The following is a 23,817-nucleotide window of genomic DNA, read 5'->3' as shown; positions in this document are numbered from 1 at the left end:
TCCAATTGTTCGCTCTTCACCCCTTACTCCTCACACGTTACCCCTTCAGCTTCAGCGGCAGGCCGGAAAAGGTCACGTACACCTCGTCCGCCGCAGCCGCGATCAGTTCGTTGGCCTCGCCCGCCAAGTCCCGGAAGGCTCTGGCCAACTGGTTTTCCGGCACGATCCCCATCCCCACTTCGTTGCTGACGATGACCAGGGGGGTCTGCACCTCTTTGAACGCACCGGAAAGGGCCCTCACCTCGTCCAGCACCCGGTCGGGATTGTCGTAATGGAAGAGCAGGTTGCTGAGCCAGAGGGTGACGCAATCCAGGAGCATGGCTGCAAAATAGCCGTCGTGGCCGCGGATCGCCTCCAGGAGTTGGAGCGGCTCCTCCAGGGTCTGCCACTCGGGGCCGCGCCTGGCCTGGTGCCTGGCGATCCGGTCCGCCATCTCCCCGTCCCCGGCCCGGCCGGTAGCGAGATAGCAGAGGGGAGTGCCGAACTCCCCGGCTTTGGCCTCGGCCAGCCGGCTCTTGCCGCTCCGGGCACCGCCGGTGATGAAAAGGACCTTCGCCATAACAGAACTCCCCTGAAAAACGAAACCCCCGCCTCTCAGGAAAGAAACGGGGGTAAGAACGTGAACACTACCTGCCGGCCCCTCTTCCGCGGAGGTCCTAACATTTCTCTTTGTACAGGCAGGTCTCCTGACTTACGGGTCACTTTACTAGCCGCGCCTTCCCGAAAAAACTCAGTGGCATCGTGCGGCGTTCATCACCGTTCACAGTTGCGGGACAGTGGGGGAATCGCGCCCCCTTCCCTATTAGCCTCCGCGTAGCGGAAGCACCTGGACAAATATCTATTCGATTGTAGGGATGTTTTTAACAGACCCCCCCGCTATTGTCAAACAGATTGTCGCCGGCTCCAAGCGCCGCTATCCCGCCCAGAAGCGCCTCAATCCTCTCCCAGACAGCATCACGACCATCCTTCGACAGGGCGGAAAAGAACGCGAGCGATTCCTTGGCGACCCCAAGGGTCCGGGCGATTATGTCGGCCTGCTTGGCCTTCTCGTTCTTGGAAACCTTATCGCACTTGGTTACCACCAGGACTGCCGGAATGCCGTACCGTCCCAACCAGGCCAGCATCTGCCGATCCTCGTCCGTCGGTATCCGGCGGATATCCAGGATCAGCACCACCCCACGGAGGTTGGTCCGGCTGGCAAGATAGGTTTCCATCATAGGCCCCCACTGACGCTTGACCGCCAGCGGAACCTTGGCAAAACCGTAACCGGGGAGGTCCACCAGACTGAAGGTAGCGTTGACCTCGAAAAAGTTGATCAACTGGGTCCGTCCAGGGGTATTGCTGGTGCGGACCAGGCTCTTGCGGTTCACCAGGACATTGATCAGGGACGACTTCCCCACATTGGAACGGCCGGCAAAGGCGATCTCCGGCTGGTCCGTAACCGGATACTCCTTCGGTTTGGTGGCGCTCTTCACGAACTCGACGTTCTTGACCAGCATGTTCGGTTACTCCTCCTGTAATGGGCATGCAGTATAGCGACTATCCGGCTGAAAATGAAAAAAATTTTTGCAGCCATCTTTTCGTCTGCTATAGTTTAGTCGAAACAGAGTTCGGACAGGGAGCGGAGGGGCTTGAAGCACCCATGAACAAGGAACTTGAAATGGCCATTATGGCCGCCGGCGATCTGCCAACCATCCCGATCGTTGCCACCAAGGTGATGCAGATGATCGAGATGGACAGCATCACCGTTGACGATATCGCCAAGGTGGTCACCACCGATCCGGCCGTGGCAGCACGGGTCCTGAAAATTGCCAACTCGGCCTTTTACGGCTGTCAACGGCAGATCCAGACCATCTCCGGGGCGATCGTGGTCCTCGGGTTCAACACCCTCAGGAGCCTGGTGGTCGCGGCCTCGGTCAAGGAGGTTTACAAACCGTTCGGCCTGACCGAAAAGATGCTCTGGGACCATTCCCTCGGCGCCGCACTGGCCAGCCGGATCATTGCCACCGCCACCCGCAAGGCAAATCCGGAAGAGGCATTCCTGGCCGGCCTCCTCCATGACATCGGCAAAACCATCATGAACAGCCTGGATCCGAACAAGTTCCAGATCGTCATGCAGCGCTGCTACAATGAGGGTATTTTCTTCGAGGAAGCTGAAGAAAGCGCCTTCACCTTCCGGCATGACGACGTGGGAGCCATGGTGGTAAAAAAATGGAACTTCCCGGAGAGCCTTGTCACCGCCATCCTCTACCATCACCGGCTCGACTTTCCACCGGAGACCGACCACTACCTGATCCAGCTCAGTTCCGTCGTGTCGCTTGCCGATCTCTTCTGCCACCGCCTCGGCATCGGCGACCGCGAACCGCTGGAACATCTGGATCTGGCCGGCAGCAAACCGGCCCGGCTCCTCGGCCTGAGTCCCGAGCAGGTCGAAGAGAACTATGCCGAGTACCGGGATACCTACGAGAAGGGCAAGGCAGCTCTCACGGCTGACAATTGACACTTGTCCACCAACTTTTTCTTGACAGACCTCATCTAATCATGCATCAATGGCAACCATGAATCTTAAAGGCTTCTTTACTTTTACCGGCTTTTCCTTTTGGTACGGCTTTTATTTTGGGCCGTCTCCCCGGGGTTAAGTTTGGTCTGAGCGAGAGCTGACAACCACACACCGAACGCCGAGGGTAGACGACACAGTCCTCGGCGTTTTTCTTTGCATGATCGAAAAATAAAGGCCGGGGACCCTCACAGTCCACCGGCCTTCGTATTTTCAGGAAAGGGAGAGAGGAATGATCATCGTCATGAAAGCAGGAGCCGCCAAACGGGACAAAGAAGAGGTGCTCAAGCGGATTAAAGAGCTGGGATACAAGCCCCATGTCATCCACGGGACCACCAGGGACGTCATCGGCGCTGTAGGCGACGAGCGCGGCAAGCTGATTCTCCAGACCATCGAATCGATGCATGGCGTGGAAAGCGTGGTGCCTATACTCCAGCCGTACAAACTCGCCTCCAAAGAGGTCAAAAGAGAAGCAAGCGTGATCAGGATCAGCGACACGGTCAGCATCGGCGGCCCCGAGATCATCGTCATGGCCGGCCCCTGCTCCGTGGAGAGCGAGGAGCAGATCATCGCCACGGCCCACGACGTGAAGGCGGCAGGTGCCCAGGTCCTGCGGGGGGGCGCCTTCAAGCCCCGCACCTCTCCCTACTCGTTCCAGGGGATGGAGGAGGAAGGGCTGAAGCTGCTGGCCAAGGCCCGCGGGGAAACCGGCCTCCCGGTGGTAACCGAGGTCATCAACCCCGAAACCGTCGAGCTGGTGGCAGAGTACAGCGATATCCTGCAGATCGGCGCCCGCAACGCCCAGAACTTCGCCCTGCTGAAAAAGGTCGGCCAGATACGAAAACCGGTCCTGCTCAAGCGGGGGATGTCCATGACCATCCAGGAGTTCCTGATGAGTGCCGAGTACATCCTGGCCGAGGGAAACCAGTCGGTCATCCTCTGCGAGCGGGGGATCAGAACCTTCGAAACCGCCACCCGCAACACCCTGGACCTGTCGGCCATCCCGGTCCTCAAGGGGAAAACCCACCTGCCGGTCATTGCCGACCCGTCCCACGGTACCGGCAACTACCACTACGTGGCCCCCATGGCCCTGGCAGCCGTGGCAGCCGGCGCTGATGGCCTGATAATCGAGGTCCACCCCGACCCGGAGCACGCCTCCTCCGACGGCCCTCAGTCCCTCAAGCCGACCAAGTTCACCGCCCTCATGACCAGGATCAGGCAGGTGGCAGCGGCGGTCGACCGGACCGTTTAAAAAAAGCCGGTTGCCGAGTCGGCTTCTGTCCGTTACGATTAAGAACATCTCACATCAAGGAGGCATTGATGCGCCGACTACTCCTGCTTCTGACGGCCCTGTTCCTGATCGTTACCGGCATTCCGGCTTCGGCACCGGCCAAAACCCTGTACCAGAGCGAAGAAGAGCTGAAGGCCGAAGTCCGGCGTCAGTTCGAAGAGATCCTCGATCTCTGGCGGGAAGGGAACTACACTGCCCTCTACCGCAGGACCACCGGCGGCCGGGAAAGCAAGGAGGCGTTCACGAAGCGTCTCGCCGAGGCCCCCAGGAAGCCGGCCTGCTGCTGGGAGAAGCTGCAGGACGCCGAGATATCCATCGTGAGCGACACTATGGCCACTATCTACGGCAAGGTAGGACTGGAGGGGACCGGCAACACCACCCACCAGACCCGAAGCTTCACACTGATTCGGAAAGGAGACACGTGGCAGATCTCCCGGAGTGACATCCTCTCCCTGTCCGGAGCCACCAAGAAAAAACGTTCATCCGGCACCAGAAAGAGTACCCATCATCACTAGCATGGGGAACTGACAGCGGGCGATATGCCGCGTTATCTGCCTGCTCATCGTCGCATGCAGCCACGCTGCGGCAGGGGATACCGGAACAGATCGCCCGAGAAAGCCGCTATACGAGCAGGGTAGTCCTCCCCGAACTGAACGACCTCACCAGGGAAACGGTGACCGGTAACGAAACCGACTACCTGATTCTCGACCCGGCGCCGGCAGACCCTTAACCCGTCGCTGCCAGCGGCAGGGAAACCCAGAAGATACTGCCGCCGCCGGGAGAGCTGTCCACCCAGACCCTTCCGCCGTGGGCCTCGACGATCTCCTTGACCAGGGCCAGGCCAAGGCCGGTCCCCCCTATTCTTCGGCTGTCCGAATTGTCCACCCGGTAGAACTTGTCGAAAACCTTATCCCTCGCCTCCTCGGGCACCCCCATCCCCTCGTCCCTTACCCAGATGAGCAGTTCATCAGCCGAGGCCCTGGCCCCGACCTCGATCCGTGACCCGTGCGGAGAATACTTGCAGGCATTGGAGAGGAGGTTGGTCAGCACTTGGTGGATGCGGTTCTCGTCACCTCTCACCGTCGGCAGATCAGTCGGGCAGGTAAGCGTGATCCGGTGGCGCCGCTGATCCCCGGCAAAGAGCTTGGCCACTTCGGTGAGCAGGGGGTGAATCGACACCGGCCCCACTTCCCGGAGACTCACCCGCTCCTTCATGGTCTGCAGGTCGAGGAAGTTGTCGATCAGCACACCGAGCCGGACGGTTTCCTTATGGATAGTCTCCAGGGAGCTGATGAGCTGATCATGCTCCACCGGGTTATCCATCAGGTATTCCAGAAAGCCGAGCATGGCGGTCAAGGGGGTGCGCATCTCGTGGCTGACGGCGGAGATCATCTCGTCCTTCAGCCGTTCGCCCTCTTTCCTCTCGGTGATGTCGACCGCGATCTGCATCCTGACCAGCCGGCCGTCGGTCCAGCGGATCGCCCGGTCGATCCCCTGGTACCAGGCACCGGTGGCCGTGTTCCGGAATTCGTTGATCACCGGCGGCTGCGGTACCCCATCCTTTACCAGGCGCTCGTTGGAACAGACGGCGCACGGTCCGGTCACCCCCGCCTGCATGACCATATAGCATGGCTTGCCGAGCCAGTTTCCAAAGAGGCTCTCACCGAACTTATTCATATAGAGGAGTTCGTAGCTCTCCAAGTCGGCAACGTAAATCACGGCGTTCATGGAATCAAAGATGGTGCTGAACTGGTTGAACTGGGTCTGGAGGGCAACCTCGGCCTCCCGCCGCTTCCGCCGCTCCTCGGCCTCCCGGATCTCCCGCTCGATGGCCGGAACCAAACGCGGCAGATTGTTCTTCATCACATAGTCGTGGGCACCGGCCTTCATGGCCTCGACAGCGGTTTCTTCGCCGATCTTGCCGGAAACGACGATGAACGGCAGATCGATGCCGCTCTCCTTGAGGATGCTCAGGGCGATCAGGGCGTTGAACCGGGGCATGTTGTAGTCGGACGTGACCGCATCCCACTCGCTCGATGCCAGGGCATGGCGCACCCCCTCGGGGGTGTCCTCCCGCTCCCACGTGATGTCATACCCTCCCCGCTTCAGTTCGCGGGCGAGCAGGAGGGCATCTTCCTCGGAATCCTCGATGATCAGCAACCGCAACCGCTGGCCCATGTGTGCTCCCAACCAAGAAAATAGACGATTTCAAAATATTAACAGTTGCTCAACTCCTGACAAGGCGTTAGCGCAGAAAACATTGACGCTGTGCCAAACCTTCGGCTAGTGTAGCGCAATGATTGAAACGAAAAAGCCAGAATTGCTCGCCCCGGCCGGCTCCCTGGAAGCCTTTTTCGCTGCCATGGAAAAGGGGGCTGACGCTGTCTACGCCGGATTGAAGGAATTTTCCGCCCGGGCCAAGGCCAAGAACTTCTCCCTTGCCCAGATGGAGCGGATGCTCGCCTACGCCCATGGCGAGGGACGTAAAATTTACGTCACGATCAACACCCTCGTCAAGGAGCAAGAGCTGCCGCTCCTGGTCGACACCCTGGCAGCCCTGGAAGGAATGGGAGTCGACGGGGTCATCATTCAGGATCTGGCCGTGGCCCGGATCGCCAGGCAGTTTTTCCCCGCCATTCCCCTCCATGCCTCCACCCAGATGACCATCCACAACTCCCCGGGGGTTCGGCAACTGGCGGAACTCGGCTTCGAGCGGGTGGTGCTCGCCCGCGAACTGCACCTGGACGAGATCCGGGAGATCGTCAGGGACAGCCCGATCGGCATCGAATGTTTCATCCACGGCGCCCTCTGCTTTTCTTTCTCCGGCCAGTGCTATTTTTCCTCCTTCCTGGGCGGCCACAGCGGCAACCGGGGTCGCTGCGCCCAGCCCTGCCGCCGCCAGTACCGCTATCGGGGGAAAGAAGGGTACTACTTCTCCACCAACGATTTTTCCAGCATCGACATGATTCCCCAGCTGGTTGCGGCAGGAGTCGGCTCCCTGAAGATCGAGGGGCGGATGAAATCGGCCGAGTACGTGGCCAGCGTGATCGGCGCCTACCGCAAGGTGCTGGATGCCACACCAAAGGAGTGGCCAACGGCCCTGGCCGAGGCCAAGGAACTGCTCAAGCTCTCCTTCGGCCGGGTACCGACCAAAGGGTTCCTCGCCTCCCACCAGCCGACCGACATCGCCACCCCGAGCCTCCGTGGAGCCACCGGCCGGTTCCTGGGTGAAATAAAGGGGATCAAGGGAGGACGCATCCTCTTCGAGAGCCGGGACCGGCTCCATCTGGGGGATCGCATCCGGGTACAGCCGAAGAGCGACCTGGCCGGCAAGGCCTTCACCGTCAAAGAGCTCTTTCAGGGAAGCCGGTCGGTCAAGGCAACGGCCGAAAAGACGCGGGTGGAGATTCCGGCACCGTTCCCCTGTAGCGTGGGAGACGCGGTCTTCAAGGTCTCCTCCGAGACCGCCTTCACCATGAGCGAAAATGCCTGCCAGCGACGGCTGGAAGGAATCCGGGCCGGCAAGCTCCCCTGCGACCTCTCCGTTGCCTGGCAGGACGGGACCCTGGTTGTCGATGCCCGGGTCTGCGGCATCACCAGCCAACAGCAGTTCGACATCGGCCCCCTGGAGACGGCCCGTACCAGCGACATGACCGCCGTGCTAGCGGCCCAGTTAGGGCGGACCGGCGACACCCGCTTCACCCTCCGTTCCCTCGCTGCGCCGGAGTTCCCGCCGCTCCTGATCCCAGCGACCCGACTCAAGGAGATCCGGCGGGAGCTCTATCAGCGGTTGGCCGATGAGATCCTGCCTGCCATAACCAAGGAACGGCAGGAACGGGTCCGCCAGGCACGCGACGCACTGGCCCCCGGCCGGATGGCCGGCACCAGCGCCAGACCGGAGCTGACCATCAGGATCGACCATTTAAAGGACCTGAACCTGCTCCATCAGCCGGGGGTGGATACCGTGAGCCTGCCGGTCTCCCGGGCCAACCTGCACCAACTTCCCCAGGCACTCCGCAGACTAAAGGGCCGGGAAGGGAAGGTCATCTGGCGCCTCCCGTTCATCATCTTCGAGCAGGACATTCCCTGGTACCAGGGGGCAATCGCCCACCTGGCAAGCTGCGGCTTCTCCCGTTTCGAGGCGGCCAACCTCTGCCATTTCCCGCTCCTGAAAGGGATCGAGGGTGAACTGTCCACCGACTACCGGCTCTTCTCGGTCAACAGCCAGGCGATCCGGACCTGGCAGGAACTGGGCGCCTCTGCCGTCACCCTGTACATCGAAGACGATGCGGAAAACCTGGCAACGCTTCTGGCCGCCGACCTTCCGATTGTCCGCCGGGTCCTGGTCTACGGCAGCGTGCCGGTCATCACCTCCAAGATCGCCATCAAAGGGGTAAAGGCCGATGCACCGATCCTGTCCGACCGTGGCGACGGCTACCGGGTCACGGTCCGGGACGGCCTGACCGTCGTGACCGCAACCACCCCCTTTGCCCTTACCGGCTTTCGGGAGCAACTTCAGGGGATGGGATGCAACTCCTTCGTCATCGATCTGGGGCAGACCCCGGCCGAGCAGTGGCCCCGCATCCTGGACGCCTTTACCCGAGGTATCGAGCTTCCAGGCAGTTCGCCGTTCAATTTCGCCATGGGGCTGGTATAAAACGCGCTCGGGGCTCGGAAAAGTCTCATAAAATTGAAGAACAATGCTAAACATATTCGACAAACTGAAGAGCCCGGCCTTGGCCGGGCTCATGAAGGACCAGCGGGTGGAAAGGAGCGTCCAGTGCCTCTGAACGATCACCTGGTACGGATCATCACCGCCGCCGGTACCATCCGCGCCCTGGCCTGCACCACCACCAACCTGGTGGCTGAGGGAGCGGAGCGGCACCACGCCGGGCCGGTGGCCAGCGCCGCACTCGGCAGGGCGCTTACCGGCGGGGCACTCATGGGGGCGCTCCTCAAGAGTGGCCAGCGGGTGGCCCTCAAGTTCGAGGGGAACGGTCCGCTCCGGAAGGTGATCGTTGAGGCGGAGAGCACCGGGGTCGTACGGGGGTTCGTGGCCGTTCCCGATGTCGACCTCCCCCTGCGGGACGGCAAGCTTGACGTGGCTACGGGGATCGGGCGGGCTGGATTTCTCACGGTCACCAAGGACCTGGGGCTCAAAGAGCCGTACAAGGGGATCGTCCAGCTCTATTCCAGCGAGATTGCCGAGGACCTGGCGTTTTACCTGACCGACTCGGAGCAGACCCCTTCCGCCGTTGGGCTGAGCGTTTTCGTGGACGGTGACGGTGCAGTTACCGCGGCCGGCGGCTTTCTCATCCAGGCCATGCCGCCGGGCGACCCGGCACTGGTCGACACCCTCATGGCCCGCATTGCTGAGCTCCCCCCACTGTCGGAGCTCTTCCTGGCCGGCACCACACCCGAAACCCTCCTGGAAAGGCTGTTTCAGGATATTCCCTATACGCTCCTGGAAAAGCGAGAGCTCGCCTTCAGCTGTTCCTGTTCCCGGGAAAAGATCGAGCGGGTCCTCATCTCGTTCGGCAAGGAAGAGCTGGGCAAACTGGCTGCAGAACAGGAAGCGACCGAGGTCACTTGCGAATTCTGCCGACAGCGGTATACCTTTGAACGTCAGGAGGTACGAGAGCTCCTGGCCACTCTAGACCAGGAGGTAACCCCATGCTGAAAGAGTTCAGGGAATTCGCCGTCAAAGGAAACATGCTGGACCTGGCAGTCGGTGTCATCATCGGCGGGGCGTTCGGCAAGATCGTCACCTCGCTGACCAGTGACATCATCATGCCCCCCATCGGTCTATTGCTCGGCAAAATGGACTTCTCCAACCTCTTCGTAACCCTCACCCCAGGGAAATCGTTCGAAACCGTCAAGCAGGCCAAGGACGCCGGGGCTGCAACGCTCAACTACGGCCTGTTCATCAACACCTGCATCGACTTTCTGATCGTCGCCTTTGCCGTGTTCATGCTGGTAAAGCAGATCAACCGCCTCAGGAAGGCACCCGAACCGCCACCGCCAAACACCAAGGATTGCCCGTTCTGCTGCTCCAAGATCCCGCTTCCCGCATCCCGGTGCCCCCAGTGCACCTCCGAGCTGGCGGGGGCTTGATAACGCTCATTGCGCAGCCGTTGCCAGAGATCATTGGCAACGGCTGCCACAACATCCCATCATGACCGACACCCCCCATCTCATCGACGTTGCCGTTGCCCTGCCGGTCGACCAGACCTTCACCTATAGCGTTCCGCCGGAACTAGTGCCAGCGGCAGTCATCGGCTGCCGGGTACTGGTCCCGTTCGGTCGGCGCACCGTGACCGGCTACGTCCTCGGTCATGCCGGAGAGACTGCCGATGCCTGCAAGGAGATAAGGGAGGTCCTGGACCGGGAACCGCTCTTCGCTGAAGACGACCTGGGGTTCTACCGCTGGATAGCCGCCTACTACCTCCAGCCACTGGGAGAGGTGATCCGGGCGGCACTGCCGGCTGGGCTGACGGTCACGGGGCGGTTGAAAACCACCGCCGCCAGCGATGGCACCACGGTCACGGGCGAGGTCCTTTCCAAGGGGCAGCGCCTGAAGACGGAGCCCTGCTACCGGGCCAGCGGCCAACCCATGCCGGAAAAGCTCCGGGGCAAGGCCCTGGACATCCTGCAGTTTCTCCTGGCCAACGGCGAGGCCTCCGGCCGGGAACTCGGCGGCCGGTTCGCTCCCTGCGGGCCGCAACTCAAAAAACTCCTGGCAGCCGGTCTCATCGCCAGCCGTGAACGGGAAGTCTATCGCGACCCGTTCCAGGACGCGGTTACTCCCGATAGTCCGCCGCCGCTCACTGATGAGCAGGCAGCAGCCCTGGTCCCGCTCACCGCAGCCATCGATGCCCGCACCTTTGCCCCGTTCCTTCTCCATGGCGTCACCGGCAGCGGCAAGACCGAAGTCTATCTGCGAGCCATCGCCCATGCCCTGGAGCGGCACAAAACCGCCCTGGTCCTGGTGCCCGAGATCGCCCTCACCCCCCAGTTGGTGGGCAGGTTCCGGCGCCGCTTCGACACCGGCATTGCCGTGCTCCACAGCGGTCTTTCCGACGGCGAGCGGTATGACCAGTGGCGCCGGATCAGGCGCGGCGAGGTCAGGATCGTGATCGGCGCCCGCTCGGCGATCTTCGCCCCGCTGGCGGAGATCGGCGTCATCGTGGTGGACGAGGAACACGAAGGCTCCTACAAACAGTCGGAAGGGGTGCGCTACAACGCCCGCGACCTGGCCCTGGTGCTCGGCACGCGGCACCTCGCCACGGTCATCCTCGGCTCGGCCACCCCGCTGGTGACCAGCCGTCATGCCGCTGCCGGCAATAAACTCGGCTATCTCTCCCTCAGCCGGCGGGTGAACGGCCTGCCGCTACCGACCACCACCCTGCTGGACATCCGCGGACACCGCAAAAGCCCCCTGCATCCGGCGCTGGCCACGGCACTGGCCGGCAACCTGACAGCGGGCGGCCAGGCCATGCTGCTCCTGAACCGCCGCGGCTTCGCCACCTGGCTGGTCTGCAGCGCCTGCGGCGAAGTGCTGCACTGCCCCAACTGCAGCGTCACCCTCACCTACCACCAGCAAAAGCGCCGCCATCTCTGCCACTACTGCGACTACAACATCCCGGCACCGTCCCTCTGTCCCAAGTGCGAAAGCGGCGAGTTGACCTTCCTGGGGCGGGGCACAGAACGGCTGGAAGAAGAGATCCAGGCGCTCCTCCCCACGGCCTGCGTCGCCCGCATGGACCGGGACACCACGGCCGGCAAGGGGGGGCATGCCCGCATCCTCGACCGGCTGGCCAGCGGCGCAGTGGATATTCTGGTGGGAACCCAGATGATCGCCAAGGGGCACGACTTCCCCGGTGTGACCCTGGTGGGGGTGGTGGATGTGGACGCCGTCCTGAATCTCCCGGACTTCCGGAGCAGCGAACGGGCGTTCCAACTGGTGAGCCAGGTGGCCGGCCGGGCCGGCCGTGGGGCTCTGCCGGGCACGGTCCTGGTCCAGAGCATGGTGCCGGACCACTACGCCCTGCAGCGGGCCGCCCGACACGACTACGACGGTTTTTACGAAGAGGAGCTCGCCTCACGGCGCGAAACCGGCTATCCCCCCTTCAGTTACCTGGCCGCCATCCACCTCTCCAGCCCCGCATTCCAGGCGGCCGAACAGGCTGCTGCCGCTGCGGCCGGGCAATTGCGGGAGATCCGGCAGGCTCTGGGCTTCCGGACAGAGATACTGGGCCCGGCCGCTCCGCCGCTCGGCAAGGTGCGAGGCCGCTATCGCTGGCAGATACTCCTGAAGGGTACGAACCGGCAGGAGCTGCACCGCCTGGCGCAGCGGTTCAGGACCGGCTACAGTCCGCCGGCGAACGTACGGGTGGCCGTCGACATCGACCCGGTGGATATGCTGTGACCCTGGCAGTCCGTCTATTCCCTGGTAGAATGTCCTGCAACCGACACATGAGGAGGCAGCCATGTCATTGACGGGCAAGAAGGCCCCGGCGTTCACCCTGGCCGGGAGCGACGGCAAACAGCATTCATTGCAGGAGTACGCCGGTAAAACGGTAGTCATCTATTTCTACCCCAGGGACAACACGCCGGGCTGCACCAAGGAGGCGTGCGGCTTCAGGGACCTGAAACCGCACCTGGACAGCTCCGGCGTCGTGCTGCTCGGGGTCAGCAAGGACAGCCTCAAGTCCCATGACAAGTTCATTGCCGACTTCAAGCTCCCCTTCACCCTCCTCTCCGACCCGGAAGCCATCATGATGACCACCTATGGCGCCTTTGGCGAAAAGGTCATGTACGGCAAGAAGACCACCGGCACCATACGCTCCACGGTCGTCATCGGTCCGGACGGAACGATTGTCAAACAGTGGTCCAAGGTGGCCAAGGCGGAAACCCACCCCGCCGAGGTGCTGGCCTGGCTGCAAAACAGAACGTAGTCTCCTGGAAAATCCTTGCAATTGCAGGCCAGTTGAGAGAAACAAAAGGTCTGGACCGAAAGGAGTTTTTCCGTGTTCATCCTGACCCTCAACTGCCGTGCCTACGCCATCCGCTATCACCTCTACAATCCGACGACCCGCACCGTCGCCGCCCGGGGGAGCATCGAGCGGATCGAACTGGGCGATTCGTTCATCACCCTGGAGCTGCCGGTCCGCAAAGCCACCGTGATGGAGGCCGATTGTCCGGACATGCGCAGCGCCCTTGACATGCTTCTCCAGTTCCTCGGCAACGGGGTCCACCGGGTCATTGCCGGCCACGGCGACATCGTGGCCGTGGCCCACCGGGTTGCCCACGGCGGCGAGCGATTCAGCGGCACAACCATCATCACGCCGGCCGTCCTCGACGGCATCCGCGAGGCGAGTGTCCTGGCGCCGCTCCACAACCTCCCCAATCTGGCCGGCATCGAGGCGGCCCGGGCGATTTTCCCCGCAATCCCCCACGTGGCGATCTTCGACACCGCGTTCCATCAGACCATGCCCGAACAGGCCTATATCTACCCGCTTCCCTACGAGTGGTACGAACAGCACGGCATCCGGCGCTACGGCTTCCATGGCGCCTCCCACCGCTACGCCCTTCTGCAGGCGGCCGAACTGCTCGGCAAGGAACCGGAAGAGTGCAACCTGGTCACGATCCATGTCGGGTATGGCATCTCCCTCTGTGCAATACGAAAGGGGCAGTCGATCGACACCAGCATGGGGCTCACCCCCCTGGAAGGGGCAACCATGGAGACCCGGTCCGGCGACATCGATCCGGGGATCACCACCTTCATGATGCAGGAAGAGAACCTTTCCGCCCGGGAGATGGACCGGCTGCTCAACCAGAAAAGCGGCATCCTCGGCATCACCGGCAACTGCGCAACCCGCCGGGCCATGCTGGAGGGGGCAGCCGACGGCGACCAGCGCTGCCGGCTCGCCCTGCAGATCTGCGCCTACCGCCTGAAGAAATACATCGGCGCCTACGTGGCCGTTGCCGGCCCGCTGGACGCGGTCGTCATCGTCTCCGCAACCGGCGGCAGCGACTGGCAGATCCGGGAGCTGGCCCTGACCGGCATGGAAGGTTTCGGGATCAAACTCGACCGGGAACGGAACCGCCGGGTTGTTGCCGAGCCGGTGGATATCTGCGCCGATGATTCCCGGGTGGGCATCCTGGTGCTCCCCACCAATGAAGAACATATCCTGGCCACCGAGGCTGCGGCCCTTCTCTCCCCTGCCTGGTACACCAGCGACCTCTGCGCACAGTCCTGATCCGTCATTGACAGTGGACAGGTTCCGGGTACCATTAGGGGGAAACTACACACTCCCCCGGAGCCTTGATGCCGGTCACCAAAGCACCCATACAAGCCCTGCCAGGGCTCTACCCCGAACTCCTGCCGATGGTCCTCTACGCGACCATCGCCGTAGCGCTCATCGGCCTGCTCATGGCCGCGGCCCGGTGGCTCGGGGCACGAAGCACGAACCGTAACAAGGAACTTCCCTACGAGTCCGGGGTCATCCCCACCGGCGATGCCCGCTTGGCCTACCCGGTCCCGTTCTACCTGATCGCCATCTTCTTCATCGTTTTCGACGTGGAAGCCGCCTTTGTCTTCACCTGGGCCGTGGCCTGGGACCTGTTGGGGCTTCCCGGTCTGCTCCATATCACCTTCTTCATCGTCGTCCTTCTCCTGGGGCTGGTCTGGCTCTGGATCAAGGGAGGGCTTGACTGGGGACCGTCAAGACAGGCCCGAGACTCGCGGGCCGGGGAACGAGGATTGGGATGACGGAAGCCAACATCCCCGACAACATCCTCCTGACCCGCCTGGACGACCTGATCAACTGGGGCCGCGCCAATTCGCTCTGGCCGATGTTCTTCGGGCTCTCCTGCTGTTTCGTCGAGATGATGACCTCCTTCACCTCCCGCCACGACATCTCCCGTTTCGGCGCCGAGGTACTGCGTGGCACCCCCCGGGAAGCAGACCTGATGGTCATTGCCGGCACGGTCTTCAAGAAGATGGCACCATCGATCCTCCGCCTCTACGAGCAGATGGCCGAGCCCAAATGGGTAATCTCCATGGGGAGTTGCGCCAACTCCGGCGGGATGTACGACGTCTACAGCGTGGTGCAGGGGGTGAACCAGATCATCCCGGTGGACGTCTACGTACCGGGTTGCCCGCCACGGCCCGAGGCGTTTCTCCAGGGGCTGATGCTCCTCCAGGAGAAGATCCGTTCGGAGGAGCGGCCGGCCCGCCCGGTGCTCCACCTTTCAGGCGGCACCCAAGGGACGACCGCGCCGGTGCTGGTGGACGGGGCCAGCAAATCCCGGGACCCCCGCGGTCCGGGTATGGAAGGTACCACCATCCGCGGCAGCTCGGTGCAGCACCCACGGTTCTGGATGCCCCGCTCCGACGAGATGTGGCGGCCGCCGGCGCCGAAACATGCCTACCCCGACTTCGGCCTGACCGGTGAATTGGAGCTGGCCTTCCAGCACCGGGTGGTAAGGGACGACCGCGCCACCGACATGCTCACCTACCGGCTGCCGGCCGAACTGGTGCCCGATGTCCTCAGGCACCTGAAAGCCCGGCCGGCAGCCCCGTTCCGGCGGTTGGAGGATATCGCCGCAGTGGACGACTCCTGCCGCCGGGAGCGAAAGGGGTTCAAGGATTTCACCGTCAACTACCACCTGCTCAACTTCGACGTCCCCGGCCATCTCCGGCTCAAGGTGGAGGCGGAAGGAGCCTTTCCGGAACTGCCGAGCGCGACCGCCGTGTTTCCGGCCGCCAACTGGTACGAGCGGGAAGTCTTTGACATGTACGGCATCCGTTTCAGCGGCCATCCGGCCTTGCGCCGCATCCTGATGCCCCACGACTGGGAGGGACATCCGCTGCGCAAAGAACATCCGTTCCGTGCCACCGAGATGCCCCCCTACACCACCGACGACGCGCGGCGCCATCAGCCCCTGCCGGCCAGCGACTTTTTCGACCGGGTCGATGACGACACCCTGATCCTCAACCTGGGACCCCAGCACCCCGGCACCCACGGCATCATCCGCTGCATCCTGAAGCTGGACGGCGAAGAGATCGTCGACCTGGACCTGGACATCGGCTACCACCACCGGGGGGCGGAGAAGATCGGCGAGCGCCAGCACTGGAACCAGTTCATCCCTTACACCGACCGGATCGACTACCTGGCCGGGGTGCAGAACAACCTGGCCTACGTGAACTCCGTGGAGCGGCTCTGCGGCATCACCGTCCCGGACCGGGCCGTGGTGATCCGGGTCATGCTGGCCGAGCTGTTCCGGATCGCCAGCCATCTGGTCTGGCTCGGCACCTTTGCCGCCGACGTGGGGGCCATGACCCCGGTGTTCTATACCTTCACCGACCGGGAGAAGATCTTCGACATCATCGAAACAATCACCGGCGGCCGGATGCACCCGGCCTGGTTCCGGATCGGCGGCGTGGCCGAGGACCTCCCCGAAGGATGGGCCGGCCTGGTCAGGGAGTTCCTCGACTGGATGCCGGCGAGGCTGAGAGAATACGAGGCGCTCCTGAACGGTAACCCGATCTTCCTGGCCCGGCTCAAGGGGATAGGGGCGATCACGCAGGACGAGGCGATCGAGTGGGGGCTTTCCGGCCCCAACCTGCGGGCCTGCGGCTTGGCATGGGATCTGCGTAAGAAGCTCCCCTATGCCGGCTATGACCGGTTCCACTTCGAGGTGGCAACCGCCGAAGGTGGCGACTGCTGGGCCAGGTATCTCGTCCGGCTGGAGGAGATCCGCCAGTCGCTGCACATCGTCCGCCAGTGCTGGCATGATATGCCGGCGGGCCGGTGGATCACCGATGACTACCGCTTCGTCCTGCCGCAGAAGCGGGACACCCTGCATGACATCGAATCGCTGATCCACCACTTCATCAACGCCACCAGGGGGATGGCCCCTCCCCGTGGTGAGAACTACAGCGCCATAGAGGCCCCCAAGGGAGAGAACGGCTACTTCGTCGTCTCTGACGGTCTCAACATCCCGTACCGGGTGCGGATCAAGACCCCCAGCTTCCCGCACATGCAGGCGCTGCCGGTCATGAGCCGCGGCTGGCTGGTGGCCGATTTCCTGGCGATATTGGGGTCGGTGGATTTCGTTCTGGCGGACCTGGACAGGTAAAAGTAACTCCCCCCCGGCCCCCTCTTAGCTTAAGAGGGGGAGTAGGGACGGTTTTTCTCCTCCCCTTAGCCTAAGGAGGGGTTAAACAGTAGCAAACTGATGAGAGACAGATGATTCCAGAATCCCTGAAAACCGAACTCCAGTCCCGCATCGCCGCGGCTATCACCCCCCGCGAGGCGGCGGTGGATGTGCTCAAATGCCTCCAGGCCCACTACGGCTGGCTGAGCGACGAAGCCGTCGAAGAGGCGGCAGCCCTGCTCGGTCTCTCGCCGCTCCAACTGGACGAACTGGCCACCTTCTACGAGATGCTGTACCGGCGGCCGGTGGGCAAGCGGGTGGTCCACGTCTGCGACTCCATCTCCTGCTGGGCCATGGGTGGGGAGACGCTCATGGCCCACCTGGCAAAGGGCCTTGCTATCCAGCCGGGAGAGACCAGTGCGGACGGGCTCTTCACCCTGCTCCCCTGCTGCTGCCTGGGGAACTGCGGCGAAGCGCCGACCATGATGATCGGTGATACCCTCTACGGCAACCTGACGCCGGAAACGGCCCTGGAGATCCTGCAGAAGGAACGAACGACCATACTACCCAAGGAGGAACGACCATGAAGAAGATGCTGTGCATTGCTGCCCTGCTGACCATCTCAGCCTTTGCCACCACGGCCCTGGCTGACGGCAAGGGGAAGATCAACGGCAAAAAGGAGTTCGAGGAACACTGCGTCTCCTGCCATGCCGATGGCGGCAACATCGTCAACCCGGCCAAGACCCTGAAGAAGCTGAATCTACAGGCCAACGGCGTCAAGAGTTGGCAGGACATCGTCAAGAAGATGCGTAACCCCGGCCCCGGCATGACCAAGTTCGAGAAAAAGGATGTCTCCGACAAGGAGGCCCGGGCCATTGCCGAGTATATTCTGAAGACGTTCAAGTAACGTCCCGTCATGCCGGACCGGTTCCGGACCAACCTAAGTAGGAGGAAACTGCATGAAAAAAATAGCCCTGCTGTCCGCTGCTGCCCTGACCCTGGCCTCGTTTGCCGGAACTGCCCTGGCCGAGGGGAAAAAAGCCGAGGCACTCTTTAAAGAGAAATGCGCCGCCTGCCATCCGGGTGGCGGCAATATCATGAAACCGAAAGCGAGTCTCAAAGGACTCAAGGATACCAAGAATATCGTCCAAAAGATCCGTAACGGAGGCGGCGGCATGACCGCTTTCGACCAGAAGGCCATTTCCGATGCCGACGCCAAGGCCGTTGCCGACTACATCGTCAAGACCTTCAAGAAGTGACCAAAGGAGCCGGTGGCGGCGGGAACTTCCGTCGCTGCCGGAACGGTTATGATCAAGTGCAAACGGATTTATGAACAGCCATCCCTGGCCGACGGCCGACGGGTGCTGGTCGACCGGCTCTGGCCGAGGGGAATGAGCAAGGAGAACGCCCGGATCGACGATTGGCTAAGGGAGTTGGCTCCGAGCGACTCGCTACGCCGTTCGTTCTGCCACGACCCGGCAAAGTGGGACGAATTCCGGAGCCGCTATGCCGAAGAACTCCGCGGCAGAACAGAACTCCTGGAAACCCTGCGGGAGCAGGCAGCAACAGGGACCGTAACCCTCCTCTTTGCCGCCAGAGATGAGGAATACAACAACGCCGTAGTATTGAAGCAGATCCTGGAGGAACCGACGGAATAGATGGAACAGCTCCTGTTCAGGCATAACAAGCCCGGCCGCTGCGTGACCTTCGACGAATATCGAGCCGAGGGGGGATTCGCCGCGCTTCGGAAAGGGCTGACCGAATGCTCGCCCGACCAGGTGCAGCAGCTGGTGATCGACTCGGGGCTGCGGGGTCGCGGCGGTGCCGGTTTCCCCACCGGCAAGAAGTGGTCGTTCGTCCCGCGTGACCTGCCGGGTCCTTGCTGGCTCATCTGCAACTGCGACGAGATGGAGCCCGGGACCTACAAGGACCGGGTGCTCCTGGAGGCGAATCCTTACGCCCTGGTGGAGGGGATGATCCTGGCCGCCTACGCCCTGGAGGTGCGGCGCGCCTTCGTCTTCATCCGCCGCGGCTACGAGACGGCAGCGACCAACCTACGGCGCGCCATAGACGAGGCGCGTCAGGCGGGCCTGCTCGGGGACAACATCCTGGGAAACGGCTTCAGCTGCCACATCGACCTGCACGTCTCGGCCGGTCGTTACATCTGCGGCGAAGAGACGGCCCTGATGAATGCCCTGGAGGGGAGGCGGGCCAACCCGCGGAGCAAACCCCCCTTCCCGGCCATAAAGGGGCTGTGGGGCGGCCCGACGGTGGTGAACAACGTGGAGACCCTGGCCAATGTGCCGGCCATCGTGCTGAACGGACCGGCCTGGTTCAAGGGACTGGCAGCCATCCCCGAGGCGGCCGGCACCAAACTGTTTTGCGTCAGCGGCCATGTCCGGAACAGTGCCTGCTTCGAACTGCCGATGGGGATCACCCTCGGCGAGATCATCGACAACCACTGCGGCGGGATGCGGCCGGGAAGCCGTTTCAAGGCCTGCATCCCCGGCGGGGCCTCGACCCCCTACTTCACTGCCGACCATTTCAACGTCCCGATGGACTTTGACAGCGTGGCCAAGGCCGGCTCCCGCCTCGGTACCGGTGGGATCGTGGTCTTTGACGAATCGGTCTGCATGGTCGCAGTCACCCTGAATCTCGTCAGGTTCTACGCCCGCGAGTCGTGCGGCTGGTGCACGCCCTGTCGGGAAGGGCTTCCGTTTGTCGTCGAGATCCTGACCAGAATCGAGCAGGGCAATGGCACCGCTGACGATATCGAACTGCTCCGCGAACATGTCCGACTCCTGAACTACGCCTTCTGCGCCCTGGCTCCCGGCGCCATGGGGTCGGTGGAGGGGCTGCTCCGGCTCTTCGAGGATGAGATCAGGGAGCACATCCTTCACAAGGGGTGCCCATTCGCAGGGGCACCGCTACTCACGGGAGGGACCGATGGGAAATGAACTGCCCGGCCGGAGCCGGTTCCAATGGAAAGACCTGGGCGACGTGACCGCGGCACGGCCCAACCTGGGGATAGCCACGAACATCCTCGTCTACCGGCTAATGCAGTATGCCCTGAGAGACGTCCTCGCCGAACGGTACGGCGCCGATGCAGCCGGCGAGATCATACGGGAGGCGGGACAACTGGCAGGCGAGGAGTTCTGCCGCAACATGCTGGATACCGGGCTCGCCTTCAACCCCTTCGTCGCCCTTCTTCAGGAAAGGTTGAAGAGCCTCGGCATAGGTATCCTGCGGATCGAGAAGGCCGATTCCGTGGCCATGGAGTTCGTCCTGACGGTCTCCGAAGACCTGGAATGCTCCGGTCTGCCGGTTAGCGGTGAAACGGTCTGCGAGTACGACGAGGGGTTCTTTGCCGGTATATTCAATGTCTATACCGGCCAGCCGTTCACGGCCCGGGAAGTGGACTGCTGGGCCACCGGCGAGCGGACCTGCCGGTTCGTGACGAAACCGGCAGGAGAGGAAACGTGATGATGGAAAAGGAAAAGGAGATGCTCTGGTCCATGACCGAGCAGCTGTCGGCGCTGCTCCGCGGAGAGACGGCCCAAGCGGTTGAGGCCACCGATGGAGATCCGGTCGAGATCAGGGCATTGGCCGAAGCGGTGAACCGTCTCATACATGCGTTTGCCGAGGCCAGGCCGTTCCTCCTGGCACTGGCAGCGGGAGACCTGTGTCAGGAACCGCCGGCCCGCAACCAGCTCATCGCTCCCTTCAAACATCTCCACTCAAGCCTGCGCCACCTGACCTGGCAGACCCAGCAGATCGCTGCCGGCGACCTGACCCAGCAGGTCGATTTTCTCGGCGAATTCTCGGTGGCCTTCAACCAGCTGATCACCAACCTGCGCGACAAACAGCGGACCGAGGAGCAGTTGCGCTACGTGAGCAGCCATGACACCATGACCGACGTCTATAACCGCTCCTTTTTCAGCGAGGAGCTGGCACGACTGGACCGGGGCCGCCACTTCCCGGTCAGCATCATCGTGGTCGATCTGGACGGGCTCAAGGAGATCAACGATACCCGCGGCCACGCTGCCGGCGACCGCCTCATCCAGCAGGCGGCACGGGTGTTGACCTCAGCGGTCCGGGGCGAAGACGTGGTAGCGCGCATCGGCGGCGACGAGTTCGCTATCATCCTGCCCGGTGCCGACCTGGAGGCAGCCGCCAGGGTGCTCGAACGGATCAGGGACGAAGAGGCTGCCTACAACTGCGAGCAGACGGAGTTTTTTCTCGGCATGTCACTGGGGTTGGCGACCGCTTCGTCACGCGGCGACCTGGACCTGACCCACAAACAGGCCGACCGGCTGATGTACGAGGACAAGGCGGCCCGAAAGGTGAAGACGACTGGAATCAGGATGTAATCCATGCCCAGACTGACCATAGACACCATACCGGTCGAGGTGCCGGCCGGCACCACGGTCCTGGAGGCGGCCCGAAAGGTGGGGATCGTCATCCCCCACTTCTGCTACCACCCGGCGCTCGGCAGTGTCGGCGCCTGCCGGGTCTGCGCCGTCAAGCTCCTGGAGGGACCGGTGAAGGGGATTCAGATGTCATGCATGCTCCCTGCCCGGGACGGCATGGTGGTCTCCACCGTTGACGAGGAGGCACAGGCCATGCGCCGCCATGTCATCGAATGGCTGATGCTCAACCACCCCCATGACTGCCCGGTCTGCGACGAGGGAGGAGAATGCCTCCTGCAGGATTTCACGGTGGCCGGCGGCCACGGCATCCGGCGCTATCAGGGCACGAAGCGGACCCACTCAAACCAGTTCCTCGGCCCCCACATCGAACACGAAATGAACCGCTGCATCCAGTGCTACCGCTGCGCCCGCTTTTACCAGGAGGTTGCCGGCGGCAGTGATTTCGGGGTCATGGGAAGCGCCAGCCGGGTCTATTTCGGCCGTTTCCGGGATGGGGAGCTTGAGTCCCCTTTCAGCGGCAACCTGGTGGACATCTGCCCCACCGGGGTATTTACCGACAAAACTGCCCGTTTCCGGGCCCGTTACTGGGACTATGAAATGGCACCGTCGGTCTGCCCCCACTGCTCCCTGGGATGCAACACCGTGCCGGCGGCCCGCTACCGGGAGCTGCTGAAGGTAATGGCGAGGAGAAACGACGCCGTTAACGGCTGGTTCATCTGCGACCAAGGCCGCTTCGGCAACGGCGCGGTCAACGATCCGGCCAGACCACGCGCCCCCCGCGTCGGCGGGAAGGAAGCCTCGTGGGACGACGCCCTGGACCGGCTGTTGCTCCGGGTCGGCGAACTGTATGACCTGCACGGTGCCGGCTGCCTGGCAGTGGTCGGTTCACCGCGCCTCCCCCTGGAAGCTGCCGTTCTCCTGCCGCGACTGGCAGAACTGCTCGGCGCCAGGTTCCTCAGCTACTTCGTCACCACAGAGGAGAGCGCGCGACACACCACGGCGGTCTCACTGCTGAACGAGGTCAGGGTCGCCTCCCCGTCCGACGTGCGGAAGGCTGACTGCATCGCCATTGTCGATTGCGACCTCATGGAGGAAGGGCCGCTGCTGGCCCTGGCCGTGCGTCAGGCCTGGCTCCAGGGAGCACCGCTCTTTCTGGTGGGAAAGCATGCACCGCTGGCCCAGGCAAAGGCGATCGGCGTCGAGGCGGTACAGCTCGACATTCCCGAAGAGGTACCGTTCGGCATCTACGACAGGCCGGTCATCATCTGCGGCACCAGGCACAGCACGCCAGCCACCATCGCCAGGATCATGAAGAGCGGGACACCGCCGATCTGCCTCCTCTCCGGCCCCAACGCCTGCGGGGCAGCGCTCCTGGCGAGTCAATACGAAGCGGTCCCCCTGGCCGAGGCGATAGCCTCCGGCCAGGTGAAGGGTGTCCTTGGCATCGAGGCGGACATCCCTGCCGAGCTGCTGGAAGGGGTACCGTTCGTTGCCGCCATGGACTGGCTCCCGAACAGTTCCACGGAAAAGGCGGACATCATCCTGCCTACAACCTCCTGGGTGGAAATGGACGGCACCTTTGTCAATGCTGAGGGTCGTGGGCAGCGGTTCAGGCGGGTCATGCAACCCGGGGTCCCGATCAGGGGGCTCGATCCCGCCCTCCACCCGCCCCGTGCCCACCGGACCCTGCCGCCGGGCAGCGGCATCCGGCCCGCCTGGCAGGTGATCGCTGCGCTTCTGGAGCGGCTGGGCGACGAACCGGCGTCAGAACCGCTGCGCGGGGAGTGGGAACCGCTGCGGATGCTCGATCCTGAAGGTCCGGGGATGATCATCCTGAATAATGCTATTGGAACGCAGAGCCGCCAAAATACAGGTAACGTCCCGTAGGACCCAAAGGGCCTAAAGGACAGAATGCCGGTAGCCCGGCGATTCATCGCCGGGATGCATGGAATGGCAATTTATTTTCGTCACGTACGTGACTGAAGGATTGCACAATTCCGTTACCGGGGGATGAATCCCCCGGCTACAAGCATTCTGTCCCGATGGGACGAACCCCAATGCGACAGACTAGAATCATATTTGACGTATTGGGGATGTAATAGGAGAATCTATCATGATGAAATTGCTACTGGCAGCCACTCTCCTCACCACCCTGCTCGCCGACACTGCCCTGGCCGAATTCTGGGGCTCGTCCTCCTCGAACCGCTACCACTTCAAACGCTGCCAGTGGACCCAGAAGATCCGGAAGGAGTATCTGGTCCGGTTCGACACCGCCGACCAGGCGGTCAAGGCCGGGTATCTCCCCTGTGAAAAGTGCCGGCCGCCGCTGACCGAGAGGCGCGCCCCCGGACAGCAGCAGGGTCCGTCGAGGTAGC

23 protein-coding genes and 1 riboswitch are annotated in these 23,817 nt (G+C 62.7%); of the genes, 20 read left to right on the top strand and 3 right to left on the bottom strand.

The window, feature by feature from the left end; genetic code table 11:
- Window positions 1-37: 37 nt before the first annotated feature.
- Together cobU and yihA are read right to left on the bottom strand one after the other, a co-directional pair.
- A complete protein-coding gene (gene cobU, locus JN12_RS11870) occupies window positions 38-559 on the bottom strand; it encodes a bifunctional adenosylcobinamide kinase/adenosylcobinamide-phosphate guanylyltransferase (RefSeq protein WP_145022970.1) in 522 nt (173 codons plus the stop codon).
- A 100-nt stretch (window positions 560-659) separates the two neighbouring features.
- Window positions 660-845: riboswitch (cobalamin riboswitch) on the bottom strand.
- Window positions 846-860: 15 nt separating this feature from the next.
- Window positions 861-1,499, bottom strand: a complete 639-nt coding sequence (gene yihA, locus JN12_RS11865; protein ID WP_145022968.1) for a ribosome biogenesis GTP-binding protein YihA/YsxC — start codon at window positions 1,497-1,499, stop codon at window positions 861-863.
- Between the two features lie 143 nt (window positions 1,500-1,642).
- Between yihA and JN12_RS11860 the strand changes: the two genes are divergently transcribed.
- From JN12_RS11860 to JN12_RS11850, 3 genes are all read left to right on the top strand, one after another.
- Window positions 1,643-2,500 carry an HDOD domain-containing protein gene (locus JN12_RS11860; protein ID WP_145022966.1) on the top strand — a complete coding sequence of 286 codons (858 nt, stop codon included), beginning with the start codon at window positions 1,643-1,645 and terminating at the stop codon, window positions 2,498-2,500.
- A gap of 289 nt (window positions 2,501-2,789) precedes the next feature.
- Complete coding sequence (aroF, locus tag JN12_RS11855) at window positions 2,790-3,809, top strand: 3-deoxy-7-phosphoheptulonate synthase (RefSeq protein WP_145022964.1); 1,020 nt, start codon at window positions 2,790-2,792, stop codon at window positions 3,807-3,809.
- Window positions 3,810-3,877: 68 nt separating this feature from the next.
- Entirely contained in the window at window positions 3,878-4,363 is a 486-nt protein-coding gene (locus JN12_RS11850) for a nuclear transport factor 2 family protein (RefSeq protein WP_145022962.1), read from the top strand.
- Window positions 4,364-4,574: 211 nt separating this feature from the next.
- On the opposite strand, the gene JN12_RS11845 is transcribed toward JN12_RS11850, so the two are convergent.
- Entirely contained in the window at window positions 4,575-6,026 is a 1,452-nt protein-coding gene (locus tag JN12_RS11845; RefSeq protein ID WP_145022960.1) for a hybrid sensor histidine kinase/response regulator, read from the bottom strand.
- A 118-nt stretch (window positions 6,027-6,144) separates the two neighbouring features.
- Here JN12_RS11845 and JN12_RS11840 point away from each other — a divergent pair, with 118 nt between their 5' ends.
- The 17 genes from JN12_RS11840 (at window position 6,145) to JN12_RS11760 (ending at window position 23,816) form a co-directional block, all read left to right on the top strand.
- Window positions 6,145-8,505 carry a U32 family peptidase gene (locus JN12_RS11840; protein ID WP_145022958.1) on the top strand — a complete coding sequence of 787 codons (2,361 nt, stop codon included), beginning with the start codon at window positions 6,145-6,147 and terminating at the stop codon, window positions 8,503-8,505.
- Between the two features lie 129 nt (window positions 8,506-8,634).
- Window positions 8,635-9,528: an Hsp33 family molecular chaperone HslO gene (gene hslO, locus JN12_RS11835; RefSeq protein WP_145022996.1), complete on the top strand. Its 894-nt coding sequence runs from the start codon at window positions 8,635-8,637 to the stop codon at window positions 9,526-9,528.
- A complete protein-coding gene (mscL, locus tag JN12_RS11830) occupies window positions 9,522-9,962 on the top strand; it encodes a large conductance mechanosensitive channel protein MscL (RefSeq protein WP_145022956.1) in 441 nt (146 codons plus the stop codon). Before hslO ends, mscL begins: the two co-directional genes overlap by 7 nt.
- Window positions 9,963-10,023: 61 nt before the next feature.
- Window positions 10,024-12,276 (top strand): replication restart helicase PriA, encoded by a 2,253-nt coding sequence (gene priA, locus JN12_RS11825; RefSeq protein ID WP_145022954.1) that lies wholly within the window; start codon window positions 10,024-10,026, stop codon window positions 12,274-12,276.
- Between the two features lie 61 nt (window positions 12,277-12,337).
- Window positions 12,338-12,805, top strand: a complete 468-nt coding sequence (locus JN12_RS11820; protein WP_145022952.1) for a peroxiredoxin — start codon at window positions 12,338-12,340, stop codon at window positions 12,803-12,805.
- A gap of 72 nt (window positions 12,806-12,877) precedes the next feature.
- A complete protein-coding gene (locus tag JN12_RS11815; protein ID WP_145022950.1) occupies window positions 12,878-14,110 on the top strand; it encodes an acetate/propionate family kinase in 1,233 nt (410 codons plus the stop codon).
- Between the two features lie 68 nt (window positions 14,111-14,178).
- Window positions 14,179-14,622, top strand: coding sequence for an NADH-quinone oxidoreductase subunit A (locus JN12_RS11810; protein WP_145022948.1), 444 nt, complete (start codon window positions 14,179-14,181; stop codon window positions 14,620-14,622).
- Window positions 14,619-16,994: an NADH-quinone oxidoreductase subunit B/C/D gene (locus JN12_RS11805; RefSeq protein ID WP_145022946.1), complete on the top strand. Its 2,376-nt coding sequence runs from the start codon at window positions 14,619-14,621 to the stop codon at window positions 16,992-16,994. Before JN12_RS11810 ends, JN12_RS11805 begins: the two co-directional genes overlap by 4 nt.
- Window positions 16,995-17,104: 110 nt before the next feature.
- Window positions 17,105-17,599 (top strand): NADH-quinone oxidoreductase subunit NuoE, encoded by a 495-nt coding sequence (gene nuoE, locus JN12_RS11800; protein ID WP_145022944.1) that lies wholly within the window; start codon window positions 17,105-17,107, stop codon window positions 17,597-17,599.
- A complete protein-coding gene (locus JN12_RS11795) occupies window positions 17,596-17,919 on the top strand; it encodes a c-type cytochrome (RefSeq protein WP_145022942.1) in 324 nt (107 codons plus the stop codon). Before nuoE ends, JN12_RS11795 begins: the two co-directional genes overlap by 4 nt.
- A 52-nt stretch (window positions 17,920-17,971) precedes the next feature.
- Window positions 17,972-18,271 carry a c-type cytochrome gene (locus JN12_RS11790; RefSeq protein WP_145022940.1) on the top strand — a complete coding sequence of 100 codons (300 nt, stop codon included), beginning with the start codon at window positions 17,972-17,974 and terminating at the stop codon, window positions 18,269-18,271.
- A gap of 48 nt (window positions 18,272-18,319) precedes the next feature.
- On the top strand, window positions 18,320-18,670 hold the full coding sequence (locus tag JN12_RS11785; RefSeq protein ID WP_145022938.1) for a DUF488 domain-containing protein: 351 nt from the start codon (window positions 18,320-18,322) through the stop codon (window positions 18,668-18,670).
- Window positions 18,671-19,969, top strand: coding sequence for an NADH-quinone oxidoreductase subunit NuoF (gene nuoF / locus JN12_RS11780; RefSeq protein WP_145022936.1), 1,299 nt, complete (start codon window positions 18,671-18,673; stop codon window positions 19,967-19,969).
- Window positions 19,959-20,495, top strand: a complete 537-nt coding sequence (locus JN12_RS11775) for a V4R domain-containing protein (protein WP_145022934.1) — start codon at window positions 19,959-19,961, stop codon at window positions 20,493-20,495. The genes nuoF and JN12_RS11775 overlap by 11 nt, the downstream gene beginning before the upstream one ends.
- Complete coding sequence (locus JN12_RS11770; protein ID WP_246125856.1) at window positions 20,495-21,382, top strand: GGDEF domain-containing protein; 888 nt, start codon at window positions 20,495-20,497, stop codon at window positions 21,380-21,382. The genes JN12_RS11775 and JN12_RS11770 overlap by 1 nt, the downstream gene beginning before the upstream one ends.
- A gap of 3 nt (window positions 21,383-21,385) precedes the next feature.
- Complete coding sequence (locus JN12_RS11765; protein ID WP_145022930.1) at window positions 21,386-23,329, top strand: molybdopterin-dependent oxidoreductase; 1,944 nt, start codon at window positions 21,386-21,388, stop codon at window positions 23,327-23,329.
- Between the two features lie 226 nt (window positions 23,330-23,555).
- The gene (locus JN12_RS11760; protein ID WP_145022928.1) at window positions 23,556-23,816 is read left to right on the top strand and encodes an Ada metal-binding domain-containing protein; all 261 of its coding nucleotides are present in this window, start codon (window positions 23,556-23,558) and stop codon (window positions 23,814-23,816) included.
- Window position 23,817: the final 1 nt, after the last annotated feature.

Source organism: Geobacter argillaceus, from assembly GCF_007830735.1.
GTDB lineage: Bacteria > Desulfobacterota > Desulfuromonadia > Geobacterales > DSM-12255 > Geomobilibacter > Geomobilibacter argillaceus.
This window is presented reverse-complemented; position numbering and strand designations above follow the sequence as displayed.